The sequence below is a fragment of the Amycolatopsis sp. NPDC050768 genome, from assembly GCF_040654155.1.
Taxonomy (GTDB): Bacteria; Actinomycetota; Actinomycetes; order Mycobacteriales; family Pseudonocardiaceae; genus Amycolatopsis.
The window spans coordinates 531,535-551,123 of the sequence record NZ_JBFAHL010000003.1 but is presented as its reverse complement, the minus strand read 5'-3'; the positions used below and the strand labels follow the sequence as shown (position 1 = coordinate 551,123).

At 69.8% G+C, this 19,589-nt stretch carries 14 protein-coding genes; 9 read left to right on the top strand and 5 right to left on the bottom strand.

The window, feature by feature from the left end:
* The first annotated feature begins 32 nt into the window (after positions 1-32).
* Positions 33-1,097, top strand: coding sequence for a Gfo/Idh/MocA family oxidoreductase (locus AB0H62_RS12745; RefSeq protein ID WP_220245339.1), 1,065 nt, complete (start codon positions 33-35; stop codon positions 1,095-1,097).
* A 131-nt stretch (positions 1,098-1,228) separates the two neighbouring features.
* On the opposite strand, the gene AB0H62_RS12740 is transcribed toward AB0H62_RS12745, so the two are convergent.
* The 3 genes from AB0H62_RS12740 to AB0H62_RS12730 all read right to left on the bottom strand — a co-directional run bounded on the left by AB0H62_RS12740 (position 1,229) and on the right by AB0H62_RS12730 (position 7,625).
* Complete coding sequence (locus AB0H62_RS12740) at positions 1,229-3,859, bottom strand: transglycosylase domain-containing protein (RefSeq protein WP_220245338.1); 2,631 nt, start codon at positions 3,857-3,859, stop codon at positions 1,229-1,231.
* A gap of 261 nt (positions 3,860-4,120) precedes the next feature.
* Complete coding sequence (locus tag AB0H62_RS12735; RefSeq protein WP_360585926.1) at positions 4,121-6,736, bottom strand: transglycosylase domain-containing protein; 2,616 nt, start codon at positions 6,734-6,736, stop codon at positions 4,121-4,123.
* A 487-nt stretch (positions 6,737-7,223) separates the two neighbouring features.
* Entirely contained in the window at positions 7,224-7,625 is a 402-nt protein-coding gene (locus tag AB0H62_RS12730; RefSeq protein WP_220245337.1) for a DUF5318 domain-containing protein, read from the bottom strand.
* A gap of 267 nt (positions 7,626-7,892) precedes the next feature.
* Here AB0H62_RS12730 and AB0H62_RS12725 point away from each other — a divergent pair, with 267 nt between their 5' ends.
* On the top strand, positions 7,893-8,438 hold the full coding sequence (locus tag AB0H62_RS12725; protein ID WP_220245336.1) for a PadR family transcriptional regulator: 546 nt from the start codon (positions 7,893-7,895) through the stop codon (positions 8,436-8,438).
* 72 nt (positions 8,439-8,510) lie between these two features.
* On the top strand, positions 8,511-9,599 hold the full coding sequence (locus AB0H62_RS12720) for an inositol-3-phosphate synthase (protein ID WP_220245335.1): 1,089 nt from the start codon (positions 8,511-8,513) through the stop codon (positions 9,597-9,599).
* A 58-nt stretch (positions 9,600-9,657) separates the two neighbouring features.
* Here AB0H62_RS12720 and AB0H62_RS12715 read toward each other — a convergent pair whose 3' ends face one another.
* Complete coding sequence (locus AB0H62_RS12715) at positions 9,658-10,299, bottom strand: HAD family phosphatase (RefSeq protein ID WP_220245334.1); 642 nt, start codon at positions 10,297-10,299, stop codon at positions 9,658-9,660.
* Between the two features lie 65 nt (positions 10,300-10,364).
* On the opposite strand from AB0H62_RS12715, the gene AB0H62_RS12710 reads away from it, so the two are divergent.
* From AB0H62_RS12710 to AB0H62_RS12685, 6 genes are all read left to right on the top strand, one after another.
* A complete protein-coding gene (locus tag AB0H62_RS12710) occupies positions 10,365-10,871 on the top strand; it encodes a MarR family transcriptional regulator (protein WP_220245333.1) in 507 nt (168 codons plus the stop codon).
* Positions 10,861-12,081, top strand: a complete 1,221-nt coding sequence (locus AB0H62_RS12705; RefSeq protein WP_220245332.1) for an MFS transporter — start codon at positions 10,861-10,863, stop codon at positions 12,079-12,081. The genes AB0H62_RS12710 and AB0H62_RS12705 overlap by 11 nt, the downstream gene beginning before the upstream one ends.
* Before the next feature lie 92 nt (positions 12,082-12,173).
* The gene (locus AB0H62_RS12700; protein WP_360585920.1) at positions 12,174-14,282 is read left to right on the top strand and encodes a PhoX family phosphatase; all 2,109 of its coding nucleotides are present in this window, start codon (positions 12,174-12,176) and stop codon (positions 14,280-14,282) included.
* A gap of 55 nt (positions 14,283-14,337) precedes the next feature.
* A complete protein-coding gene (locus AB0H62_RS12695) occupies positions 14,338-15,789 on the top strand; it encodes an SdrD B-like domain-containing protein (protein ID WP_360585918.1) in 1,452 nt (483 codons plus the stop codon).
* Positions 15,790-15,877: 88 nt separating this feature from the next.
* Complete coding sequence (locus tag AB0H62_RS12690) at positions 15,878-17,548, top strand: hypothetical protein (RefSeq protein WP_360585916.1); 1,671 nt, start codon at positions 15,878-15,880, stop codon at positions 17,546-17,548.
* 17 nt (positions 17,549-17,565) lie between these two features.
* A complete protein-coding gene (locus AB0H62_RS12685; RefSeq protein ID WP_220245328.1) occupies positions 17,566-18,243 on the top strand; it encodes an SDR family oxidoreductase in 678 nt (225 codons plus the stop codon).
* A 24-nt stretch (positions 18,244-18,267) separates the two neighbouring features.
* Here the strand turns inward: AB0H62_RS12685 and AB0H62_RS12680 are convergent, their stop codons facing one another.
* A complete protein-coding gene (locus tag AB0H62_RS12680; protein ID WP_360585914.1) occupies positions 18,268-19,575 on the bottom strand; it encodes an amidohydrolase in 1,308 nt (435 codons plus the stop codon).
* Positions 19,576-19,589 lie beyond the last annotated feature (14 nt).

Below are 19,589 nucleotides of genomic sequence, written 5' to 3'. Positions count from 1 at the left end.
TAGTTACGCAACAGTGTTGTTTAATGGGCGGCATGGCTGATGACTTGCGAGTCGGCATCCTCGGTTACGGCATCGGCGGCCGCGTCTTCCACGCGCCGCTGGTGGCTTCGACGCCGGGTCTGGTGCCCGCGGCGATCGTGACGGCGAACCCGGAACGCGCCGCTCAGGCCCGCGCGGAGTACCCCGGCACCGAGATCGTGCCCGACGCCGATGCGTTGTTCGCCCAGGCGGGCGACCTCGACCTCGTCGTGGTGAGCACCCCGAACCGTACCCACGTGCCGCTCGCGCTGCGCGCCGTCGAGCTCGGCCTGCCGGTGGTCGTGGACAAGCCGTTCGCGCCGACCGCGGCCGAGGCCGAGCAGGTCGTGGCGGCGGCGAAGGCCAAGGGTGTCGGCCTCACCGTCTTCCAGAACCGCCGCTGGGACTCCGACTTCCTCACCGTGCGCAAGGTGATCGAGTCCGGCCGGCTCGGCGACGTGTTCCGCTTCGAGTCCCGCTACGACCGCTGGGTGCCGAAGATCAAGGACAACTGGCGCGAGTTCGGCGACCCCGCCGAGGCCGGCGGCCTGCTCTACGACCTCGGCGCGCACATCGTCGACCAGGCCCTGCAGCTGTTCGGCCCGGTCACGCAGGTCTACGCGGAGGTCGACCGCCGCCGCGCCGGCGTGCAGGTGGACGACGACGTGTTCGTCGCGCTGCACCACGCCAACGGAGTTCGCTCGCACCTGTGGGCCTCCGCCTTGGCGGCCACGCGCAACCCGCGGTTCCGCGTGCTCGGCGACCGCGCCACCTTCACCAAGTACGGCCTCGACGTGCAGGAACCCCAGATCAAGGACGGCCTGCGCCCCGGCGACGAGGGCTGGGGCGTCGAGCCCGAGGCCGACGCCGGCGCCCTCGGCGTCGACGACGGCACGGACCACACCGAGATCGTGCCCACCGAGGTCGGCCGCTACGAGGACTTCTACGCCCAGGTGCGCGACGCGTTGCGTGGCGAAGCGGCGTTCCCCGTGGACCCGGCCGGTTCCGTGGCCGCGTTGCGCGTGATCGAAGCCGCCCACCGCTCCGGCGCCGAGGGCCGCGTCATGACGCTCGAGTAGCTCGCCGCGACTTCGGCAACCCCCAGTGCCGAGCTCGCGGCCTCCCCCGCTTTTCCTTTGCGGGCGCGAAAAAAGGCTCCCCCCGTCCGGAAACCCGGATGGGGGGAGCCTTTTCTCTTGCGACGCCCTGACTATTCGCTGGGAACGCCCGTGTCGCCGGGATCCCCCGTGTCGGTGGGGTCACCTGACGGCGGGTGCTTCGGCGGCTTCGGCGTTTGCGTGGGGAACGACGGGAAGTTGCCGCCCGGGCCACCGGGGCCGTTCGGGTCGCCGGGGTTCACCGGGTTGTTGCCGTCGCCGCCGCCGGGGTTGTTCGGGTCGTTCGGGTTGTCGGTCGGCGTGATGTCCGACGGCGGGATGTTCGGGTCGCTCGGCGGACCGGACGGCGGGGCCGCGTCGCCGATCAGATCCACCTGCGGGAAGCGTTCGGCTGGCTTGCCCGCGAGGTAGGTGGTCATGAACTTCTGCCACAACGGGCCGGCGATGGTCGACCCGAAGATCGGCGTGCTGCCCTTGCCGTGCAGGTCGAGGTCACCGTTGCCGCCGACCCACACCGCCACGGAAACCGAAGGCGTGTAACCGACCATCCACGTCTGCGCGTTGGCGTTCGCTGCCGAAGCCGGCTCGCCCGGGCGCTTCGTGTGCTGCTGCGTTCCCGTCTTGCCGGCGCATTCGTGGCCGGTCGGGCACTTGAGCTTCGAGAAGCCGATCACGGGCTGCAGTGCCTTGGTCACGTTGCCCGCGATCTGCTTGCTCAGGTCGGCGTCGCCGTCGGCGAATGCCGACTTGGCTGGCTGCGCCTGGGCTTCGTAGGCCACCTCGTTCTGCGAGTTCGTCACCTTCAGCACGAAGTGCCGGTCGCGCTGCTGGCCGTCGCCGGCGAACGTCGCGTAGGCCGAGGCCTGGTCCGCGGGCGTGATCTGGGTGCCGCCACCACCGAGGGAAATGTTGTTGTCGGCGATGGAGATCACCGACTTGCCGCCGTTGTCCTTGGTCTTCACGCCGGCTTCCTCGGCGGCCTGCTCGACCGGGCCCTGCTTGGTGACGTTGAGGACCATGTCGTAGAACACCGTGTTGGCCGAGATCTTCATGGCCTCGGCGACGGTGCACTGCTCCGAGCAGCTGTCGCTGTCACCGGCGTTGCGCACGATGCGCCCGTCGAACTCGCGGTTGTTGCGGCCGTCGAAGGTCGAGTTGATCCCCTTGCCCATCTTGAGGAACGCCGTGAGGTCGTACGGCTTCATCGACGAACCGGGGTTCTGCGGGGTGTCGGCCCAGTCACGGGCTTTCTGCTTCTGGCCGTTGACATCGATGGTCGTGGGCCCGCCGTAGTACGCGAGCACGCCGCCGGTTTTCGGGTCGACGGCCACGAGCGCGTCGAGAAGCCGGTTGTCCGACTGCTTCGCCAGCGCGTCGGCGCCCGCCTGCTGGGCGAGGTCCTGCGCCTTCTTGTCGATGGTCGTCTGGATCGTGTAGCCGCCCGAGTAGTATTGGTCGCTCGAGATGCCGTGGGCTTCGAGCTCCGCCCTCACCTGGTCGGAGATGAAGCGGTACGGCGCGCTCGAGTCTTCCTTGTCCTCCGACAGCGGGACCGGCGTGGGGAAATGCGCCGCCTTGCGGTCCGCCGCGGTGATGTAGTGGTTCTCCACCATGCGGTCGAGCGCGGTGTTCCAGCGGTCCATTGCCACCTTGGGGTTCTCCGACCGGCCCGGCTGCTGGATGAGCCCGGCGAGCAGCGCCGCTTCGGAGAAACTGAGGTCCTTCACGTCCTTGTGGAAGAAGGCCTGCGACGCCGCGCCGACACCGTACGCACCACGTCCGAAGTAGATGATGTTCAGGTACGAGGTGATGATGTCCTGCTTCGAGTACGTCTGGTTCATCTTGAACGACTTCGCCAGCTCGGTCCACTTGCGGGTGAGCGTGGGCGCGTCGTTGTCGGTGGCCTTTTTGATGTACTGCTGGGAAATCGTGGAACCACCGCCGGTGCCGCCGGTGACCTGGTTGTAGACCGCGCGCAGGATGCCGGTGACGTCGAAGCCCGAGTTGGTCTCGAACGACGAGTCCTCGGTCGCGATGGCGGCGTGCTTCATGATGTCGGGGATCTGGTCGGAGGTGAGGATCTGCCGGTTGCCGCCCGCCGGCACGTCCTTGCCCATCGGCGAGCCGTCGGCGTAGAGGTACGTCACGGCCTGGTTCTGGCTCGACGCCACGCTCTGCGGCGAAGGCACGTCGACGCTGAAGTACGTGATCACGAACGCGATCGCGGGAATCACGATGAAGACGCCGACGAACGCGTAGACGCTGCGCCGAATGATCTTCCAGCGCCGCTTCTTCTTCTGGGCGGCGGTGAGGACCGGCCGGCCTTTCTTGTCGAGCTCTGGCTCGTCTGGGTAGACGTCGTCGGGGTCGAGCGGGCCGTCGGCGTCGTAACCCGCGTCGTAGCGGTCGTTGGCGGTGCCGTTGTGCACGTGGTGCGTCATCAGCTCCGGCTCACGCCGCGGTCCGGGCGGCGGCGGGCCTGGCCGGCGCGCGCCGGGAGGCGGCTGACGGAAGCCGGGCGGCGGGGTGCCGGGCCGGTTCGGGGGCACCCGGGGACCGGGCTGGCCGGGCTGCGCCGGGTTGCCCGGCGGGGGCGTGCGAGGCGCGCCGCCCTGCGGCTGGTTGCGGGCCCACGGTGGTGGCCCCTGCCGGCCGGCAGGGGGTGGTTGACGCCGCGGATCGGGATCCCGGTCGGGCCAGGAGCGGTTGCGGTCGTCGTTCACGTGCGGATCCTCTTCTCGGACGCGGGCGTGCTGCGGGCGCAGATCCCCTCTCCACAAGGGGACGCACCGCGGGTGGGGTCGGTTCACTCGACCGGCGGGACGTATCTCTGGGTAACGGCCCCGGCGCGGTGTGAACCGGACAAAACTACGCCCAGGGTGGCGGCTCAGCGATGTCGGCTGGGTCACTTCGAGCCGGGGTTGCGGGTCCGGCACACGACGAAGGGCTCCCCTCCTGACCGGAGAGGAGCCCTTCGGTACGTGCTACCCGCCTGGCTGTCTCGGTGGTGGGGTCACCTCGACCCCGCCTCCGCCGTCGCCGCCACCGCCGTTGCGCCCGGGACCACCGCCGTTGCCGGTGCCCCCGCCGAAGATGCCGCCGGGGCGACTGGTCGTGGTGGGCTCCGACGTGGTCGTCTCGCTCGACGACGTGGTGCTCGACGTCGTGGTCGGGGTCGACTGCGTGGTGGTGGGGCTGGACGTGGTGGTCACCGAGCTGCTGGTGCGGCTCGTGGGAGTCACCGTGTCCGCGTCCTTGCCGATCGGGTCGACCTTCGGGAACTTCTCGGCGGGCTTGCTCTTGAGGTAGGTGTCCATGAACTCCTGCCACGCCGGGCCCGCGATCGTGGCACCGAAGATCGGCTTGTTGTTGTCGTCGTGTAGCGGCCAGTTGCCGTCGCCGCCAACCCAGACAGCCGCCGACACCGACGGCGTGTAGCCGACCATCCAGGTCTGGGCGTTGCGGTCAGCCCATGACTTCGGGTCTTTGGCGTATGGCGTGTACTGCTGCGTACCGGTCTTGCCCGCGCACTCGTGGCCGGTCGGGCACTTCAGGTGAGACTCCTTGATGACCGGCTCGAGTGCGTCGGTGACGTTGCCCGCGATCTGCTGGGTCTTCTGCTCGTCGGGGTCGAAGGCCGGCTTGCCCTGCAGCGTCGTGTCGTCGAACTCGACCTCGTCCTGCGAGTTGGTGAGCTTCGACACGAAGTGCTGCTCGCGGTAGATGCCGCCCGATGCGAAGGTCGCATACCCGGCTGCCATGTCCTCCGGCGTCACTACGGTCTCACCACCGCCAAGCGCGATGTTGGCGTCGTTGATGCCGAGCTTGGCCTTGCCCTCCGGCGCCGGCTGCACCCCGGCTTCCTTCGCGGCTTCGGCGACGGGCGCGGGTTTGGTCACGTTCAACACCATGTCGTAGAACACGGTGTTGGCGGAGACCTCCATGGCCTTCTTGACCGTGCACTCCTTGCCGCAGCTGGCGCTCTCACCCGCGTTGCGAACGATGCGGCCACCGAGCATCCGATTGTTCGAACCGTCGAAGGTCTCGCCGAGGCCCTTGCCCATCTTGAGAAACGCGGTGAGGTCGTAAGCCTTCATCGACGAGCCGGGGTTTCTTGCCTGGTTCGCGCGGTCCTGCCCGAGTGTGTCCTTGCCGGCATCGTCCTTCACGACGTTCGGGCCACCGTAATACGCGATGACCCCGCCGGTTCTCGGGTCGACAGCGACGAGTGCCCCCAAGAGCTTGTCGTCGGTTTGCCCCTTCATGTTGTCCTGCACGGCTTGTACCGCCGCTTGCTGCGCCGCGGGGTCGATCGTGGTGTAGATCTTCGCGCCGCTGCCGTAGAGCTTGTCCTGGTCGTAGCCTTTGGCCTCGAGCTCGTCGAGGATGCGCTGCTGGATGAAGTAGTCCAGCGTGCCCGCGTTCTCCTTGGCCTGAGCGTTCTTGGGGATGAGCTTCGGGAACGTCGCGGCGGCGCGGTCGGCCTGCGAGAGCCAGCCGTTGGCCACCATCTGGTCCATCACGTAGGTCCAGCGTTTCTGGGTGTACGCCGGGTCTTCCGACTTGCTCGGCAGCTGGATCAGGCCGGCGAGCAGCGCCGACTCCGACGGGGACAGCTGGCTCACGTCCTTGCCGTAGTAGGCCTTCGCGGCCGCTGCGATGCCGTTGGCCCCGCGCCCGAAGTAGACGATGTTCAGGTAGCCCGTGATGATGTCCGATTTGGACTCTTCGTTGTTGAGCTTGAACGACTTCGCGAGCTCGGTCCACTTACGGGTCAGCGTCGGGGCTTCGTTCTCCGTGGCCTTCTTGATGTACTGCTGCGAGATGGTCGAACCACCACCGGTACCACCGGTGACCTGGTTGTACACCGCGCCGAGGATGCCCTTGACGTCGAAGCCCGAGTTGGTCTCGAACGTCTTGTCCTCGGCCGAGTACACGGCGTGCTTCACGACGTCGGGGATCTGGTTCGGCTGTAGCAGCTCGCGGTCGCCGCCAGGCGGGACGCTGCGGCCCATCACCTGGTTGTTGGCGTAGTAGAACGTGATGGGCTGGCTCTGCAACGCTTTCACGTCCTGCGGGGAAGGAACCTTCACCAGGAAGTACGTGATCACGAAAGCGACGGCCGGCACCACGACGAACAGACCCACACACGCGTACGCGACTCGCCGGATGATCTTCCAGCGGCGCTTCTTGCGCTGCTTCGGCGTGAGCGGCGGCTTGATCGGCTTGCCGTTCTCGTCGAGCTCCGGGCCTTCGTCCTCGAAGTCGTCCTCGTCCGAGTACTGGGGGTGTTCGGAGCTGTCGTACCGATCGTCGTAACGGTCGTCGTACGGGTCGTAGCCGAACTCCGTGCCGTTGTGCGCGGCGTGGGTGATCAGGTCCGGCTCGCGGTCGGGGTACGCGGGGGGCGGCGGCTCCGGCCGGCCCTGCGGCGGACGGCGGACGGGGCCGGACGGGTTGCGGCCTGGACCACCGGGTCCGGGCGGGCCCGGCTGGCGGAAACCCTGCGGCGGGCTCGCGGCGGGACCGTTCGGCCCCGGTGGCGGCGGTGGAGCCTGCCGGCGCGGCGGCATGCCGCCCTGGCCGTTGGCGTTCGGCACGCGCTGGGACTGCTGGGGACGCTGCGGCGGCCGCTGGGGACGGCGAGGGGGTTCGTCCGCGGGCCACTGATGATCTGAACCGCGTGGATCCGAACCACGTGGGTCTGAACCACGCGGACCGCGAGGACCTGAACCGCGTGGATCCGCAACGCGCGGGTCTGGACCACGGCGGTCTGCACCACGCGGCTCGTCTCCGCTCGGCCACTCGGGCGTGGCACCACGCGGCTGCCGCTGCGCGCCCCCGTTGGGGCCGCGTCGCGGCGGGGCCTGCCGCTGCGGGCGGCGGGGGGCGTCCTCGCCCGGCCAGGCGGGACCCGGTTCTTCCTCCGGCCATTGGGCACGGCGAGGTGCATCTGGCTCCTGGCCGGGCCAGGAGCGGTTGCGATCGTCGTTCACGAATGGGCCTCCGAGGGCGAGACTGCCGGCGCCGGCGTTCGGGAAGAACCGGTGCGCGCCGCCCTGTGCTCTGCAGCGGTTTCGGTACTCGTCACTGGCCGGCTGTCCTCCGCGGCCGGGTGGGCTGGGGCTCGCCCGTGCCGAGGACGTAGGACAGGACCAGGTGGTTCCAGTGGCACGTCCGGCACACCTCTACGTCGTAGACGGTGAACTCGCCGAACAGCCCCGCCATGCGGGCCAGTTCGTCGGGTGTCCGCGCCGATCCCGAGACGTGCTTCAGCTCGTCGCCGTAGACCCACGACACGAGGGTCAACGGCGCCCGGCGGCACATCGGACAGGCGCGGTCGTCCGGCCTGCCGTGGAACTTCGCCGCACGGAGCAGGTACGGGGTCGCGTCGCACACCTCATGGTCGCCGACGCGTCCGGAGCGGACGCCGGCCAGCAGCGCACGGCGCTGCAAGGCGTAGTCCACGACCTGCCGCTGGGTAAGCACGAGGAACAGAGTACGGGCTCTTCCTGTGTGTGCAGTGCCCCCTGCGGGAGGCCACCCAGGGCGACTATTCGGACACGCCGGAAATTCGATAACTCTCTGGTGACGTTCGCCCTGGTCTGGCCACTTCCTGGGGTTACTTCCGCCACTTCGATGTATCGGCGCGATATAGTTGCCGAGTAGGTTGACGGAGGCGGTCGCCCCAGTAGGTCCCACCAGCCACTGGGGCAACGGCGGCCGCTGCGGTTTGTTCCCGTAAGGGGGTGCGGTGTGCTCGAACTCGCGATCCTCGGGTTGCTGCACGAGGCCCCCATGCACGGGTACGTGCTGCGCAAGCGTTTGCACGAGACGCTCGGGATGTTCCGGGCGTTCTCGTACGGCTCGCTGTACCCGACCTTGCGTCGGTTGCTGCGGGCGGGATTCCTCGTCGAGGAGCTCGACGAGGCGGACGACCGGGCCTGGTCCCGGCGCGGCCGCCGCGTCTACAAGCTCACCGCCGAGGGCAAGGAGCGGTTCGCCGAGCTGCTCGGTGACGCGGGTCCGCAGACCTGGGACGACGAGGGGTTCGGCGTCCACCTGGCGTTCTTCTCGCGGACACCGGCCGACGTCAGGATGCGGATCCTGGAGGGCCGGCGGCGTCGCGTGGAAGAGCGTCGCGAGGGTTTGCGCGAGGCGCTGTCCAGGGCCGAGGAGAGGATCGACCGCTACACCCGCGAGCTGCACCGGCTGGGACTCGAGTCGAGCGAGCGGGAGGTGCGCTGGCTCAACGAGCTGATCGCGCACGAACAAGCCGAGCAGCGTGGCCCGCAGGAGTGAGGGCGCGCCGCTCGGGCCGCAACGTCGCGGCCAGACCTGCAGATGAAGTAACGGATTGAAGGAGAAACCGGCATGGGCGAGAACCGCCGCGTTCGGGTGGCCATCGTGGGCGTCGGCAACTGCGCCTCCTCGCTGGTCCAGGGTGTGCAGTACTACCGCGACGCGGATCCCGGCACGCGCGTGCCCGGTTTGATGCACGTCCGGTTCGGCGAGTACCACGTCAGCGACATCGACTTCGTCGCCGCGTTCGACGTCGACGCCAAGAAGGTCGGCCACGACCTGTCCGAGGCGATCTTCTCGAGCGAGAACAACACGATCAAGATCGCCGACGTGCCGCCGCTCGGCGTGCCGGTGCAGCGCGGGCACACCTACGACGGGCTCGGGCGGTTCTACCGCGAGACCATCTCGGAGTCGGACGAGGCGCCCGTCGACATCGTCGGCGCGCTGCGCGACGCGAAGGTCGACGTGCTCGTCTCCTACCTGCCCGTGGGCTCCGAAGAGGCCGACAAGTTCTACGCGCAGGCCGCGATCGACGCCAACGTGGCGTTCGTGAACGCGCTGCCCGTGTTCATCGCGTCGGACCCGGTGTGGGCCAAGAAGTTCGAAGACGCCGGCGTGCCGATCGTCGGTGACGACATCAAGTCGCAGGTCGGCGCCACGATCACGCACCGTGTGCTGGCGAAGCTCTTCGAAGACCGCGGCGTGCAGCTCGACCGCACGATGCAGCTCAACGTGGGCGGGAACATGGACTTCCTGAACATGAAGGAGCTCGAGCGCCTCGAGTCGAAGAAGATCTCGAAGACCCAGTCGGTGACGTCGCAGGTCGACCGCGAGCTCGGCAAGGGCAACGTCCACATCGGACCGTCGGACTACGTGCAGTGGCTCGACGACCGCAAGTGGGCCTACGTGCGCCTCGAGGGCCGTGCGTTCGGCGACGTGCCGCTGAACCTGGAGTACAAGCTCGAGGTGTGGGACTCCCCCAACTCGGCCGGCATCATCATCGACGCCGTGCGCGCCGCGAAGATCGCGAAGGACCGCGGCATCGGCGGGCCGATCCTGTCGGCGTCGTCCTACTTCATGAAGTCGCCGCCGGAGCAGTACGACGACTCCACCGCGCGCGACGCGGTCGACAAGTTCATCCGCGGCGAGCTGGAGCGCTGACGCGCTTTTCTCGCCGGCAGAAGGGCTCCTCGGTGTTCCGGGGAGCCCTTCTCGGTGTCTAGAGGTCCAGCGCCGCCGGGAGTTCGTTGATGTCGCGAACTACGGCGGTGGTTTGCTCCAGCACGGCCGGGTCCGGCGGGAAGTGCGGGTTCGGCACCGCGTACACGGCCATCTTCGCCGCCAGCGCGGCTTTCAGCCCGTTGGTCGAGTCCTCCACGGCGGCGCACTGCGCGGCCGGCACGTTCAGCAGCTTCGCCGCGCGCAGGTAGACGTCGGGCGCGGGTTTGCCGGCGCCGACCTCCTCGCTCGACACCGCGACGGGCACCAGCGACGTGAGGTCGCACGCCTGCAGGAACGCCTGGATCAGCACCGGCGGCGACGAGCTCGCGATCGCCACCGGGTAGCGGCGGGCGACGGCGCGGACCACGTCGGGCGCGCCGTCGATCACGGGCGGTCCCGAGGCGTAGCGCTGCGCCATCCGGTCGATCACCGCCCGCGCGATCTCGTCGGGCGTCAGCCGCGCGCCGAGCGTGCCGACCAGGTAGGCAGCCCACTCGGGGGTGCTCATCCCTTGCTGTTCTCTGGTCGATTCGGGTAACCAGGTACCGCCGTGCTCCGCGACCACGGCGCGGCGCACCTCGTCCCACGTTTTTTCCGAGTCCACCAGCACGCCGTCGAGGTCGAAGATCACCGCGTCCATGCCTGCAGCCTAGTCTGTGAGGCGAATTACTTCGCTAGCCTAACTAAATTTGTTAGCCTGGCTAAGTGACTTCCCCGATCGTCGACCTCGCGCACCGGCTCCGGCCGGTCGTGTTCCGGCTGTACTACCTGGTGCGCCGCGAAACCCCGCAGCTGCTGACGCTCACGCAGGGGTCCGTGCTGGCCGAGCTCGTGGGCGGCGGCCCGAGCCGGATGAGCCGGCTCGCGCAGCTCGAAGGCGTGCGGATGCCTTCGATGACCGACGTCGTCGGCCGGCTGGAGCGCCTCGGCATGGTGAGCCGCCGCCCCGATCCCGACGACGGCCGGGCCGTGCTCGTGGAAGCCACCGAGGCGGGCGAGCGCTTCTACGCCGAGCTGCTCGCGGCGCGGGAGGCGCAGCTGCGCGAGCGGCTGATGGTGCTCGACGACGCCGAGCGCGCCGCGATCGACGCCGCGTTGCCCGCCCTCACGAAGTTGATCAGTGATTTCCACAGTGATGCACCGAAGGCTGATCAACCCAAGAAGGAGTCACCCGAAAACCCGGAGGAGGAACTGATCAGCGATGAACGCTGAGCACCACTCGAGCCTGCTGGACGCGATCAAGGGTCAGCCCAAGCAGGTGTGGATCACGGCGTTCGCCGCGGTCATCGCGTTCATGGGCATCGGCCTGGTCGACCCGATCCTGTTGTCGATCGCCAAGGGCCTGAACGCGTCACCGTCGCAGGTCACGCTGCTGTTCACGTCGTACCTCGGCGTGCAGGTGATCGCGATGCTGTTCACTGGTTCGATGTCCGCGCGCTTCGGCGCGAAGCGCACCGTGCTGGTCGGGCTGACGTTGATCGTCGCCGCGACCGCGCTGTGCGCCGCGGCCGGTTCGATCGAGCAACTCGTGGGCCTGCGCGCGGTGTGGGGCCTCGGCAACGCGTTCTTCATCGCCACCGCGCTGTCGGTGATCGTCGGCGCCGCCACGGGCGGGCAGTCCGGCGCGATCCTGCTGTACGAGGCAGCGCTGGGCGTCGGGCTGTCCGTCGGCCCGCTGCTGGGCGCGCTGCTCGGCACGATCTCGTGGCGAGGCCCGTTCCTGGGCACCGCGGTGCTGATGGCCGGCGCGCTCGTGCTGTGCTCGGTGTTCCTGAAGAGCGATTCGCATGAGAAGCGCGAGCCGATCAAGCTGCTCGACCCGATCCGCGCGTTGAAGCACCCGGGTCTGCTGCGGACTTCGGTCGCGTCGGCGCTGTACACGGCGGCGTTCTTCGCGGTGCTGGCCTGGTCGCCGTTCGTTCTCGGCTGGAGCGCGATCGCCGTCGGGCTGATCTTCTGCGGCTGGGGCCTGTGCGTGGCGGTGGCCGGCGTCGCGTTGGCACCGAAGCTCGCCGCTCGGTTCGGTGAACGGCATGCGGCCGCGCTCGCCGTGGTCGGCTACACCGTGCTGATGCTGGTGCTGGCCGTGCCGAACAAGACGGTCGTGGTGATCGGCATCGTGCTCTCGGGTTTGGTTTCGGGGCTGCTGAACACGCTGTTCACGGGCACCGCGATGTCGATCAGCAACGCGCCCCGCCCGGTCGCCAGCGCGGGCTACAACTTCTGCCGGTGGCTCGGCGGCGCCGTCGCGGCCACGCTCGTGGGGCACGTCGCCGACTGGCTGGGCTGGGAGCAGGGGCCGTTCGTGATCGCGGCCGCGCTGTGTGTCATCGCCGCGGTGCTGCTGTCGTTGCGGGAGAAGAAAACCGACCCGCACGAGGTGCCCAAGGAAGCCGCGTTGGTGGGCGAAGAGGAACTCTGAACCCCCGTCGAATACATCTATTGTTCACCTGAAGATCCGATTTGGCCGAATATGGTCGCTTTGTTCCCTTACTGAAGCGACCTGGAGGCCCTGTGTCCACGGAACGCGGGCGGCTGCTGCCCCTGTTCGCCACTCACCCCGGCGGGCGTTCTCCCCTGACCTGCGAATACCGCTGTGGCAACGCGTGCGCGCACGAAGCGCCGAACCCCACGGACAATGAGTACTTCGGTGACGTCGCGAAGGGCGTTTCGCGGCGTGGCGTGTTCAAGGCCGGTGCCGTGATGGCCGCCGCGGCCGGCGGGTTCGCCGCGCTGTCGGGCACGGCGGCCGCGGCTTCGCCGGCCCACCACGGCGGACACCCCGGCGGCCACAGCGGGCACGGTGGCGGTCACCCGCGTCCGGTGCCGGGCACCGATTTCGACGCCGTGGCGCCCAACAAGCTCGACCGCGTGAGCATCCCCGAGGGCTACGACCAGCACGTGGTCATCCGCTGGGGAGACGCCGTGGCACCGGGTGCGCCGAAGTTCGACTTCCACGCGAAGACCGCGGCCGCGCAGGCCAAGCAGTTCGGCTACAACAACGACTTCGTCGGCCTGATCCCGCAGGATTCCCTGGGGCTGCGCAACTTGCTCGTGGTCAACCACGAGTACACCACCGAGGTGCACCTGTTCCCGGCCGACCAGTACGACCCGGCCAACCCGACCGAGGAGCAGGTGAAGATCGCGTGGGCGGCCCACGGCCTGTCCGTGGTCCAGACGCTGCGCGACCCGATCGGCGGCGGGCTGCGCACCGTGCCCAGCCCGCTGAACCGCCGCATCACGCTCGACACGATCTTCGAGGTCCGCGGCCCGGCGGCCGGCTCGAAGTACCTCAAGACGTCGGCCGACCCGTCGGGCAGACGCGTGCGCGGCACGCAGAACAACTGCTCCGGCGGCGTCACGCCTTGGGGCACCGTGCTTTCCGGCGAGGAGAACTTCCACCAGTACTTCGCCAACGCCGACAAGGTGACCGACCCGACGCAGGCCGCGCGGCTCAAGCGGTACGTGATCGGCACCGGCGAGAGCACGCGCAAGTGGGAACGCTTCGACAAGCGCTGGGACGTACCACGCGAACCCAACGAGCCCAACCGCTTCGGCTGGGTCGTGGAGATCGACCCGAACGACCCGCACGCCGCGCCGGTCAAGCACACCGCACTCGGGCGGTTCAAGCACGAGGCCGCCAACGTGAAGATCACCGCCGACGGCCGCGTCGCCGTGTACTCCGGTGACGACGAGCGCTTCGAGTACATCTACAAGTTCGTGTCGAAGGGCAAGTGCAAGAAGGGCACGTCCGCCCTGGCCCGCCGCCACAACTCGGCACTGCTGGACGACGGCACGCTCTACGTCGCGAAGTTCACCGGCGACAGCCCGGCCGCGGAGATCGACGGCACCGGAAAGCTCCCGGAAGACGGCGAGTTCGACGGCGCCGGCGAGTGGATCCCGCTGGCGAGCGGCAACAAGTCGTTTGTGGACGGATTTACCGCCGAAGAGGTGTACGTCTTCACGCGCCAGGCCGCCGACAAGGCGGGCGCCACGAAGATGGACCGGCCCGAGGACATCGAGCCCAACCCCGTGAACGGCCGGATCTACGCGGCGCTGACCAACAACACCGACCGCGGAGCGGCCGGCAAGGCGGGCGTCGACGAGGCGAATCCGCGGGTCGGCAACAAAAACGGCCACGTGCTCGAGTGGGAAGAAGCGCGCGGCGACTCGGCGTCGACGCGGTTCGCCTGGCGGCTCCTGCTGGTCTGCGGCGATCCGGCCACGGCCGACACCTACTTCGGCGGCTTTCCGAAGAGCCAGGTCAGCCCGATCTCGTGCCCGGACAACGTCGCGTTCGACCCCCACGGCAACCTGTGGATCTCCACCGACGGCAACACGCTCGGCGCCAACGACGGCCTGTTCTCCGTGCCCGTGTCGGGTCCCGAACGCGGGCACGTGAAGCAGTTCCTGTCCGTACCGGTCGGTGCGGAGACGTGCGGGCCGGTCGTCACCGACCACCTGGTGCTCGTGGCCGTGCAGCACCCCGGTGAGAACGCGGCGAGCTCGGCGAACCCGTCGTCGCACTGGCCCGACGGCGGCACCTCGCAGCCGCGGCCGGCCATCGTCTCGGTGTGGCGGAAGGGCCGGTTCGGGCTCGCCGGCCGCATCGGCGTGCGGTAACTCTTTGGAGTGGCTTCCACTGCGCCGAACCCGTGCGGAGTAATAGCTTCGGTGGGTGAGGCGGGCAGGAAAAGTCGCGATCGGACGTTCGGCGGGCGCGTCGGCCTGCACCCTGGTGCTGGCCGGCGCGCTCGTCGTCGTCCTCCCGGGTTCCGCGCCGGCGGCCGACACCTCGGCGTGCGGCGGAGTGGCCCCCAACCCGAGCGTGGAGCAGGCGAACGCGCCCGGCGGAGCACCGGCGGGCTATGTGTTCACGCCTGCCGCGCCCGTGCCGCGCAGCACGCCGCCGGACAAGGTGCCGAGGCTCGTCACGAACTCCGCGCACGCGTCCGACGGCAAGCTCAACGCGCAGATCCAGACGCCCGACGGCCGTGCCAGCTCCGCCACCCAGACCCTGCCGGCGACGCCGGGCGGCATCTACACGCTCTCGGCGGCGACGGGTTCCGTCGGCTCCGCGCTGGCCGACCGCGCCAACGCCCAGTCGACCGGACTGCGTTTCACCGATTCCGCTGGGCGCACGCTGCTGGAGAAATCGCAAAACGTCACGCACGACGTGCAGTCCGACGGCAAGCTCTCGCGCCAGGACTTCCCCTCGCAGACGGCGCCGGACAAGACCACGTCGGTGGTGTTCTTCGCGACCACCAACCGCAACTGGGTGATGTGGGACTGCGTGGACCTGCAGCTCGCCGCGTACACGGTGAAGCTGGAGGTGCAGAACCCCGCGACCGGCGAGTGGGGCCCGTCGGCCACGATCCCCGCCGGCGAAACCGCGCACTACCGCACGACCGTCACGAACTCGGGCTCGCAGCCGCTGACCGGCGTGCTGCTGAAGGACTCGTGGTGCTCGTCGCTGCCGCCCGCGTTCAGCCTGGCGCCCGGCGCGTCGAACGCCGTGCCCTGCGACCACCCGAACCTGGCGGAGAACGACACCGGCCACGTGAACAAGGTGCGGATCACCGGCGTCACCTCGCCGAGCGGCACGCTGACCGACCAGTCGGCCACGGCGACGATCACCGTGACGCCGCTGCCGCTGATCGACAAGATCGGCGACCGCGTGTGGCGCGACACCGACCGCAACGGCCTGCAGGACGACGGCGAGCCCGGCGTCGCCGACATTCCCGTGACGCTCAAGGACGGCGCCGGCGGCACCCTCGCCACCACGAAAACCGCGGCCGACGGCTCGTACCTGTTCGACAAGCGCAAGGACGGGACCTACCAGGTCTGCTTCGACGTCTCGCACCTGCCGGACGGGCTCACCGTGACACGGCAAGCCGCCGGCGACGCGGCGCGCGACTCCGACGTCGACCCGGCCACGGGCTGCACGGCGGCGTTCACCCTCGGCGGGACGACGCACGAGAACCTCAACGCGGACCTCGGGCTGGCACCGCCGCCCCCGCCGCCTCCGGCACCGGCCCCGACGTCGAGCACGACTCCGCCACCGCCTTCGGAAACCCCGGCACCTACGGAAACCCCGGCCCCTTCGGCGAGTCCGGCACCCACGCACTGAAACAATCACGGCATCGCCGCTACCAGCGCCGCGAGTCACCCGTTCCCCCGGATGCGAGACTGGGAAAAGACCACCGGGGAGAGGGGCCATGACCACAGCCACCACCGTCACGACGAAATCCGTGGCGGCACCCACGACGTGGCTCAAGTCCCCCACCACCTGGCTGACCTTCGCGACGCTGGCGCTCTGCGCGTACCTCTCGTGGCGCCGCCGCTGGATGTCGGACGACGGGTTGCTCGTCCTGCGCACGGTCCGGCAGATCCTCGCCGGTCACGGGCCCGTGTTCAACGTCGGCGAGCGGGTCGAGGCCAGCACCAGCCCGTTGTGGACCTGGCTGCTGGCCGCGCTCGGCACGATCCCGGGCCCGGCGCTGGAGTGGCTGTCGGTCGGCACCGGCCTGGTCTGCGCCGTCGGCGGGCTGTTCTTCGCGATGGACGGTGCCCGCCGCCTCTACGACAGCCCGGTCGTTCCGGCGGGGGCGCTGATCGTCTGTGCGCTGCCGCCGTTCCGGGACTTCGCGACGTCCGGCCTCGAAACCGGGCTGGCGATGCTGTGGATCGGCCTGACGTGGTGGCTGCTCGTGCGCGGCAAGGCGCCCAAGGCCACGGCCTTCGTGATCGGCCTCGGGGTGCTGGTGCGGCCTGACCTGGCGTTGTTCAGCATCGTCGCGTTCGCCGCGCTGGTCTTGCTGCGGCGGCCGAGCCTGCGGACCGGCCTCGGCTGGCTCGGCGTCGGAATCGCGTTGCCGGTGGCCTACCAGGTTTTCCGCATGGGCTACTACGGCCTGCTCGTGCCGAACACCGCGCTGGCCAAGGAAGCGGGCACGAGCAACTGGTCACGCGGGTTCGACTACCTGCTCGACCTCGTCGACCCGTACTACCTCTGGCTGCCGATCCCGGCGCTGGCGGTCGCGGCGTTCCTGAGCCGGAAGTCGCGGATCCTCACGCTCGCGCCGGTGGCGGGCGCGGTGCTGCTGGCCGCGTACGTGGTGCGCGTCGGCGGCGACTTCATGCACGGCCGGATGCTGCTGCCCGCGTTGTTCGCGCTGCTCCTGCCGGTGATGGCGCTGCCGCTGACGCGCAAGACGTTCGCGCTGCTGGCGGGCGTCGCCGTCTGGTCGGTGGCCGCGGCCGGGTGGCTGCGCGTGCCGTACGCGAACGACCACGCCGCTGTCGGCGTCACCGACGAGCGCGCGTACTGGTCGTGGGTCACCGGGCACGAGCACCCGGTGCTGGCGTCGGACTTCCTGGGCGAGCCGGTGATGCGCACGGCCGTCGAGGTCACCGACGCGACGCGCGCGCCGGCGGTGCTCGTGTACAGCTACGGGGAAAAGCGCTGGTACACGTTCCCGACGGACCGGCCGTACGTCACGCTCGCGGCCGACAGCATGGGCGCGATCAGCAACCTGGTGTCGCTCGACGTGCGCGTCCACGACGGCTACGGCCTCGCCAGCGACCTCGGCTCGCACTCCACGTCGATCGCCGGCGGGCGGCCTGGGCACTCGAAGTGGCTCACGGCCGCGTGGGAGATCGCCGACGCCGGCCACGGCGACGTCGCGACCGACGGCCGGATGCACGTCTTCACCCCGGCCGAGATCGAGGCCGCCCGGCAGGCGCTGCGCTGCCAGGGCGAGCAGGACGTGCTCATCTCGACGCGGAGCCCGTTGACCTTTGGTCGATTTGTCGACAATCTGTCGGGATCTTTCACCCGCACGGGCATCCGGTTCGACCGCGACCCCCGCGTCGCGGCGTCCTGCTGACGCTTACGGTGGATCGCATGACCGATCTTCCGCTCGCCCTGGTCACCGGTGCCTCGCGTGGCATCGGCGCCGCCGTCGCCCACCAGCTCGCCCCGACGCACCGCGTGCTCCTCGGCGGCCGCGACGAGGCCGCGCTCGAGAAGGTGGCCGCCGAGCTGCCGGGCGCCGAGCCGTGGCGCATCGACCTCACCGACGCGGCTTCACTGGCGGCCGCCGCTTCGCAGATCGAGCGCCTCGACGTCCTCGTTCACTCCGCCGGCGCCGCCCGGCTGAACACCATCGCCGAAGCCACCGCCGAAGACTGGCGCGTGAACTACGAGGTCAACGTCGTCGCCGTCGCCGAGCTGACACGCCTGCTGCTGCCCGCCCTGCGCGCCGCGCGCGGCCACGTCGTCGTGATCAACTCCGGCTCGGGCCGGACGTCCCGCGCGGGCTGGGGCCCCTACGCCGCGAGCAAGTTCGCCGCCCGCGCCTTCGCCGACGCGCTGCGCGAAGAAGAACCGGACCTGCGCGTCACCACCGTCTACCCGGGCCGCACCGACACCGACATGCAGCGCGCCGTCATCGCCCACGAGGGCGGCGAGTACGACCCGGCGCGCTTCCTCCGCCCGGACTCCGTGGCGACGGCGGTGCTCACCGCGGTGAGCGCGAGCCCGGAAGCACACCTGACGGAAGTGATCCTCCGCCCCCGTTGAGCGGCACTGAGGGGCGCTGACAGGTCAGGCGCGCAGCCGGGCCGCGGTGTCGGCGACGGACGCCTGGATCTTCGCGCGGTCCACGCGCGTCGGCTCCGCGCCGGCGACGACCTGCTCGCCGGCGACCCACACGTCGCGCACACGGCGGGAACCCGCGGCCCACACGAGGTTGGACAGCAGCTGCTCGTCGGGCACGTCCAGGCCGGCGGCGAAGGCCGGGTCGTCGAGGTCGACGTGGACGAGGTCGGCCCAGCGGCCCGGCTCCAGGGCGCCGATGTCGGTGCGGCCCAACGCGTCGGCGCCGCCGCGGGTGGCCATGACGAAGACGTCGGCGGCGGTCAGGACCGTGGAGTCGTCGTTGGCGAGGCGGGCGAGCATGGCCGTGAGCTGGAGCTCTTCCCACAGGTCGATGTCGTCGTTGGACGCGGGGCCGTCGGTGCCGAGGCCGATGGCGACGCCGGCCGCGCGCAGGTCCTTGATACGGGCGATGCCGGACGCGAGCTTCGCGTTCGAGCCCGGGCAGTGGGCCATGCCGACGCCGCGGGCGGCGAAGAGCGCGATGTCCTCGTCGGACAGGTGGATGGAGTGCGCGGCGAGGGTGCGGCCGGCGAACACACCGAGCGAGTCGAGCAGCGCCGGCACCGAGCCGTACTCCTTGCGCTGGGCGAGGTCCTCGTTCGCGGCCTCCGCCACGTGGATCTGCACCAACGCGCCGCGCGCGGCCGCCGATTCCGCGGTGGCGCGCAACCCCTCCGGGTTGAGCATGTACGCGGAGTGCGGGCCGTAGCCCAGCTCGACCCGGTCGCCGGGGCCGAAGCGCAGGCCGTCGGTGTCGATCCAGCGGTCGATGGCCGCCAGCGACGTGCGCCAGTCCATGCCCGGCAGCTCGATCACCGGCGGCGCCACGAGCACGCGCCCGCCGGTGGTGAGCACCGCGTCCACGAGCTGCTCGCCCTCGAAGTACATCTCCGCGCTGGTCGTGACGCCGTGGCGCAGCATCTCGACGGAACCCAGCAGCATGCCGGTCCGCACGTCCTCGGGCCGCAGCTTCGCCTCGGCCGGCCAGATGATCTCGCGCAGCCACCGCAGCAGCGGCAGGTCGCCACCCATGCCGCGCAGCAGCGTCATGGGGCTGTGCGCGTGGGTGTTCACCAGGCCGGGCAACAGGATCCCGCCGAGCCGCGTCACCTCGCCGGTGAACTCGGGTGCCTCGGCGACCGGGCCCACGAACGTGATCCGGCCGCTGTCGTCGACGTCCACGACGGCGTCGCGCAGCAGCGAGCAGGCGGGATCGGCGGGCAGGACAACGGGCGCGTGGAAACGGTGTGACATGCGGAGATAGTACG

Bases quoted from the DNA above. Each gene is read 5' to 3' on its own strand.
- AB0H62_RS12680 (WP_360585914.1), bottom strand. From the start codon at position 19,575: ATGTCACACCGTTTCCACGCGCCCGTTGTCCTGCCCGCCGATCCCGCC.
- AB0H62_RS12715 (WP_220245334.1), bottom strand. From the start codon at position 10,299: ATGGACGCGGTGATCTTCGACCTCGACGGCGTGCTGGTGGACTCGGAA.
- AB0H62_RS12690 (WP_360585916.1), top strand. From the start codon at position 15,878: ATGACCACAGCCACCACCGTCACGACGAAATCCGTGGCGGCACCCACG.
- AB0H62_RS12685 (WP_220245328.1), top strand. From the start codon at position 17,566: ATGACCGATCTTCCGCTCGCCCTGGTCACCGGTGCCTCGCGTGGCATC.
- AB0H62_RS12705 (WP_220245332.1), top strand. From the start codon at position 10,861: ATGAACGCTGAGCACCACTCGAGCCTGCTGGACGCGATCAAGGGTCAG.
- AB0H62_RS12745 (WP_220245339.1), top strand. From the start codon at position 33: ATGGCTGATGACTTGCGAGTCGGCATCCTCGGTTACGGCATCGGCGGC.
- AB0H62_RS12720 (WP_220245335.1), top strand. From the start codon at position 8,511: ATGGGCGAGAACCGCCGCGTTCGGGTGGCCATCGTGGGCGTCGGCAAC.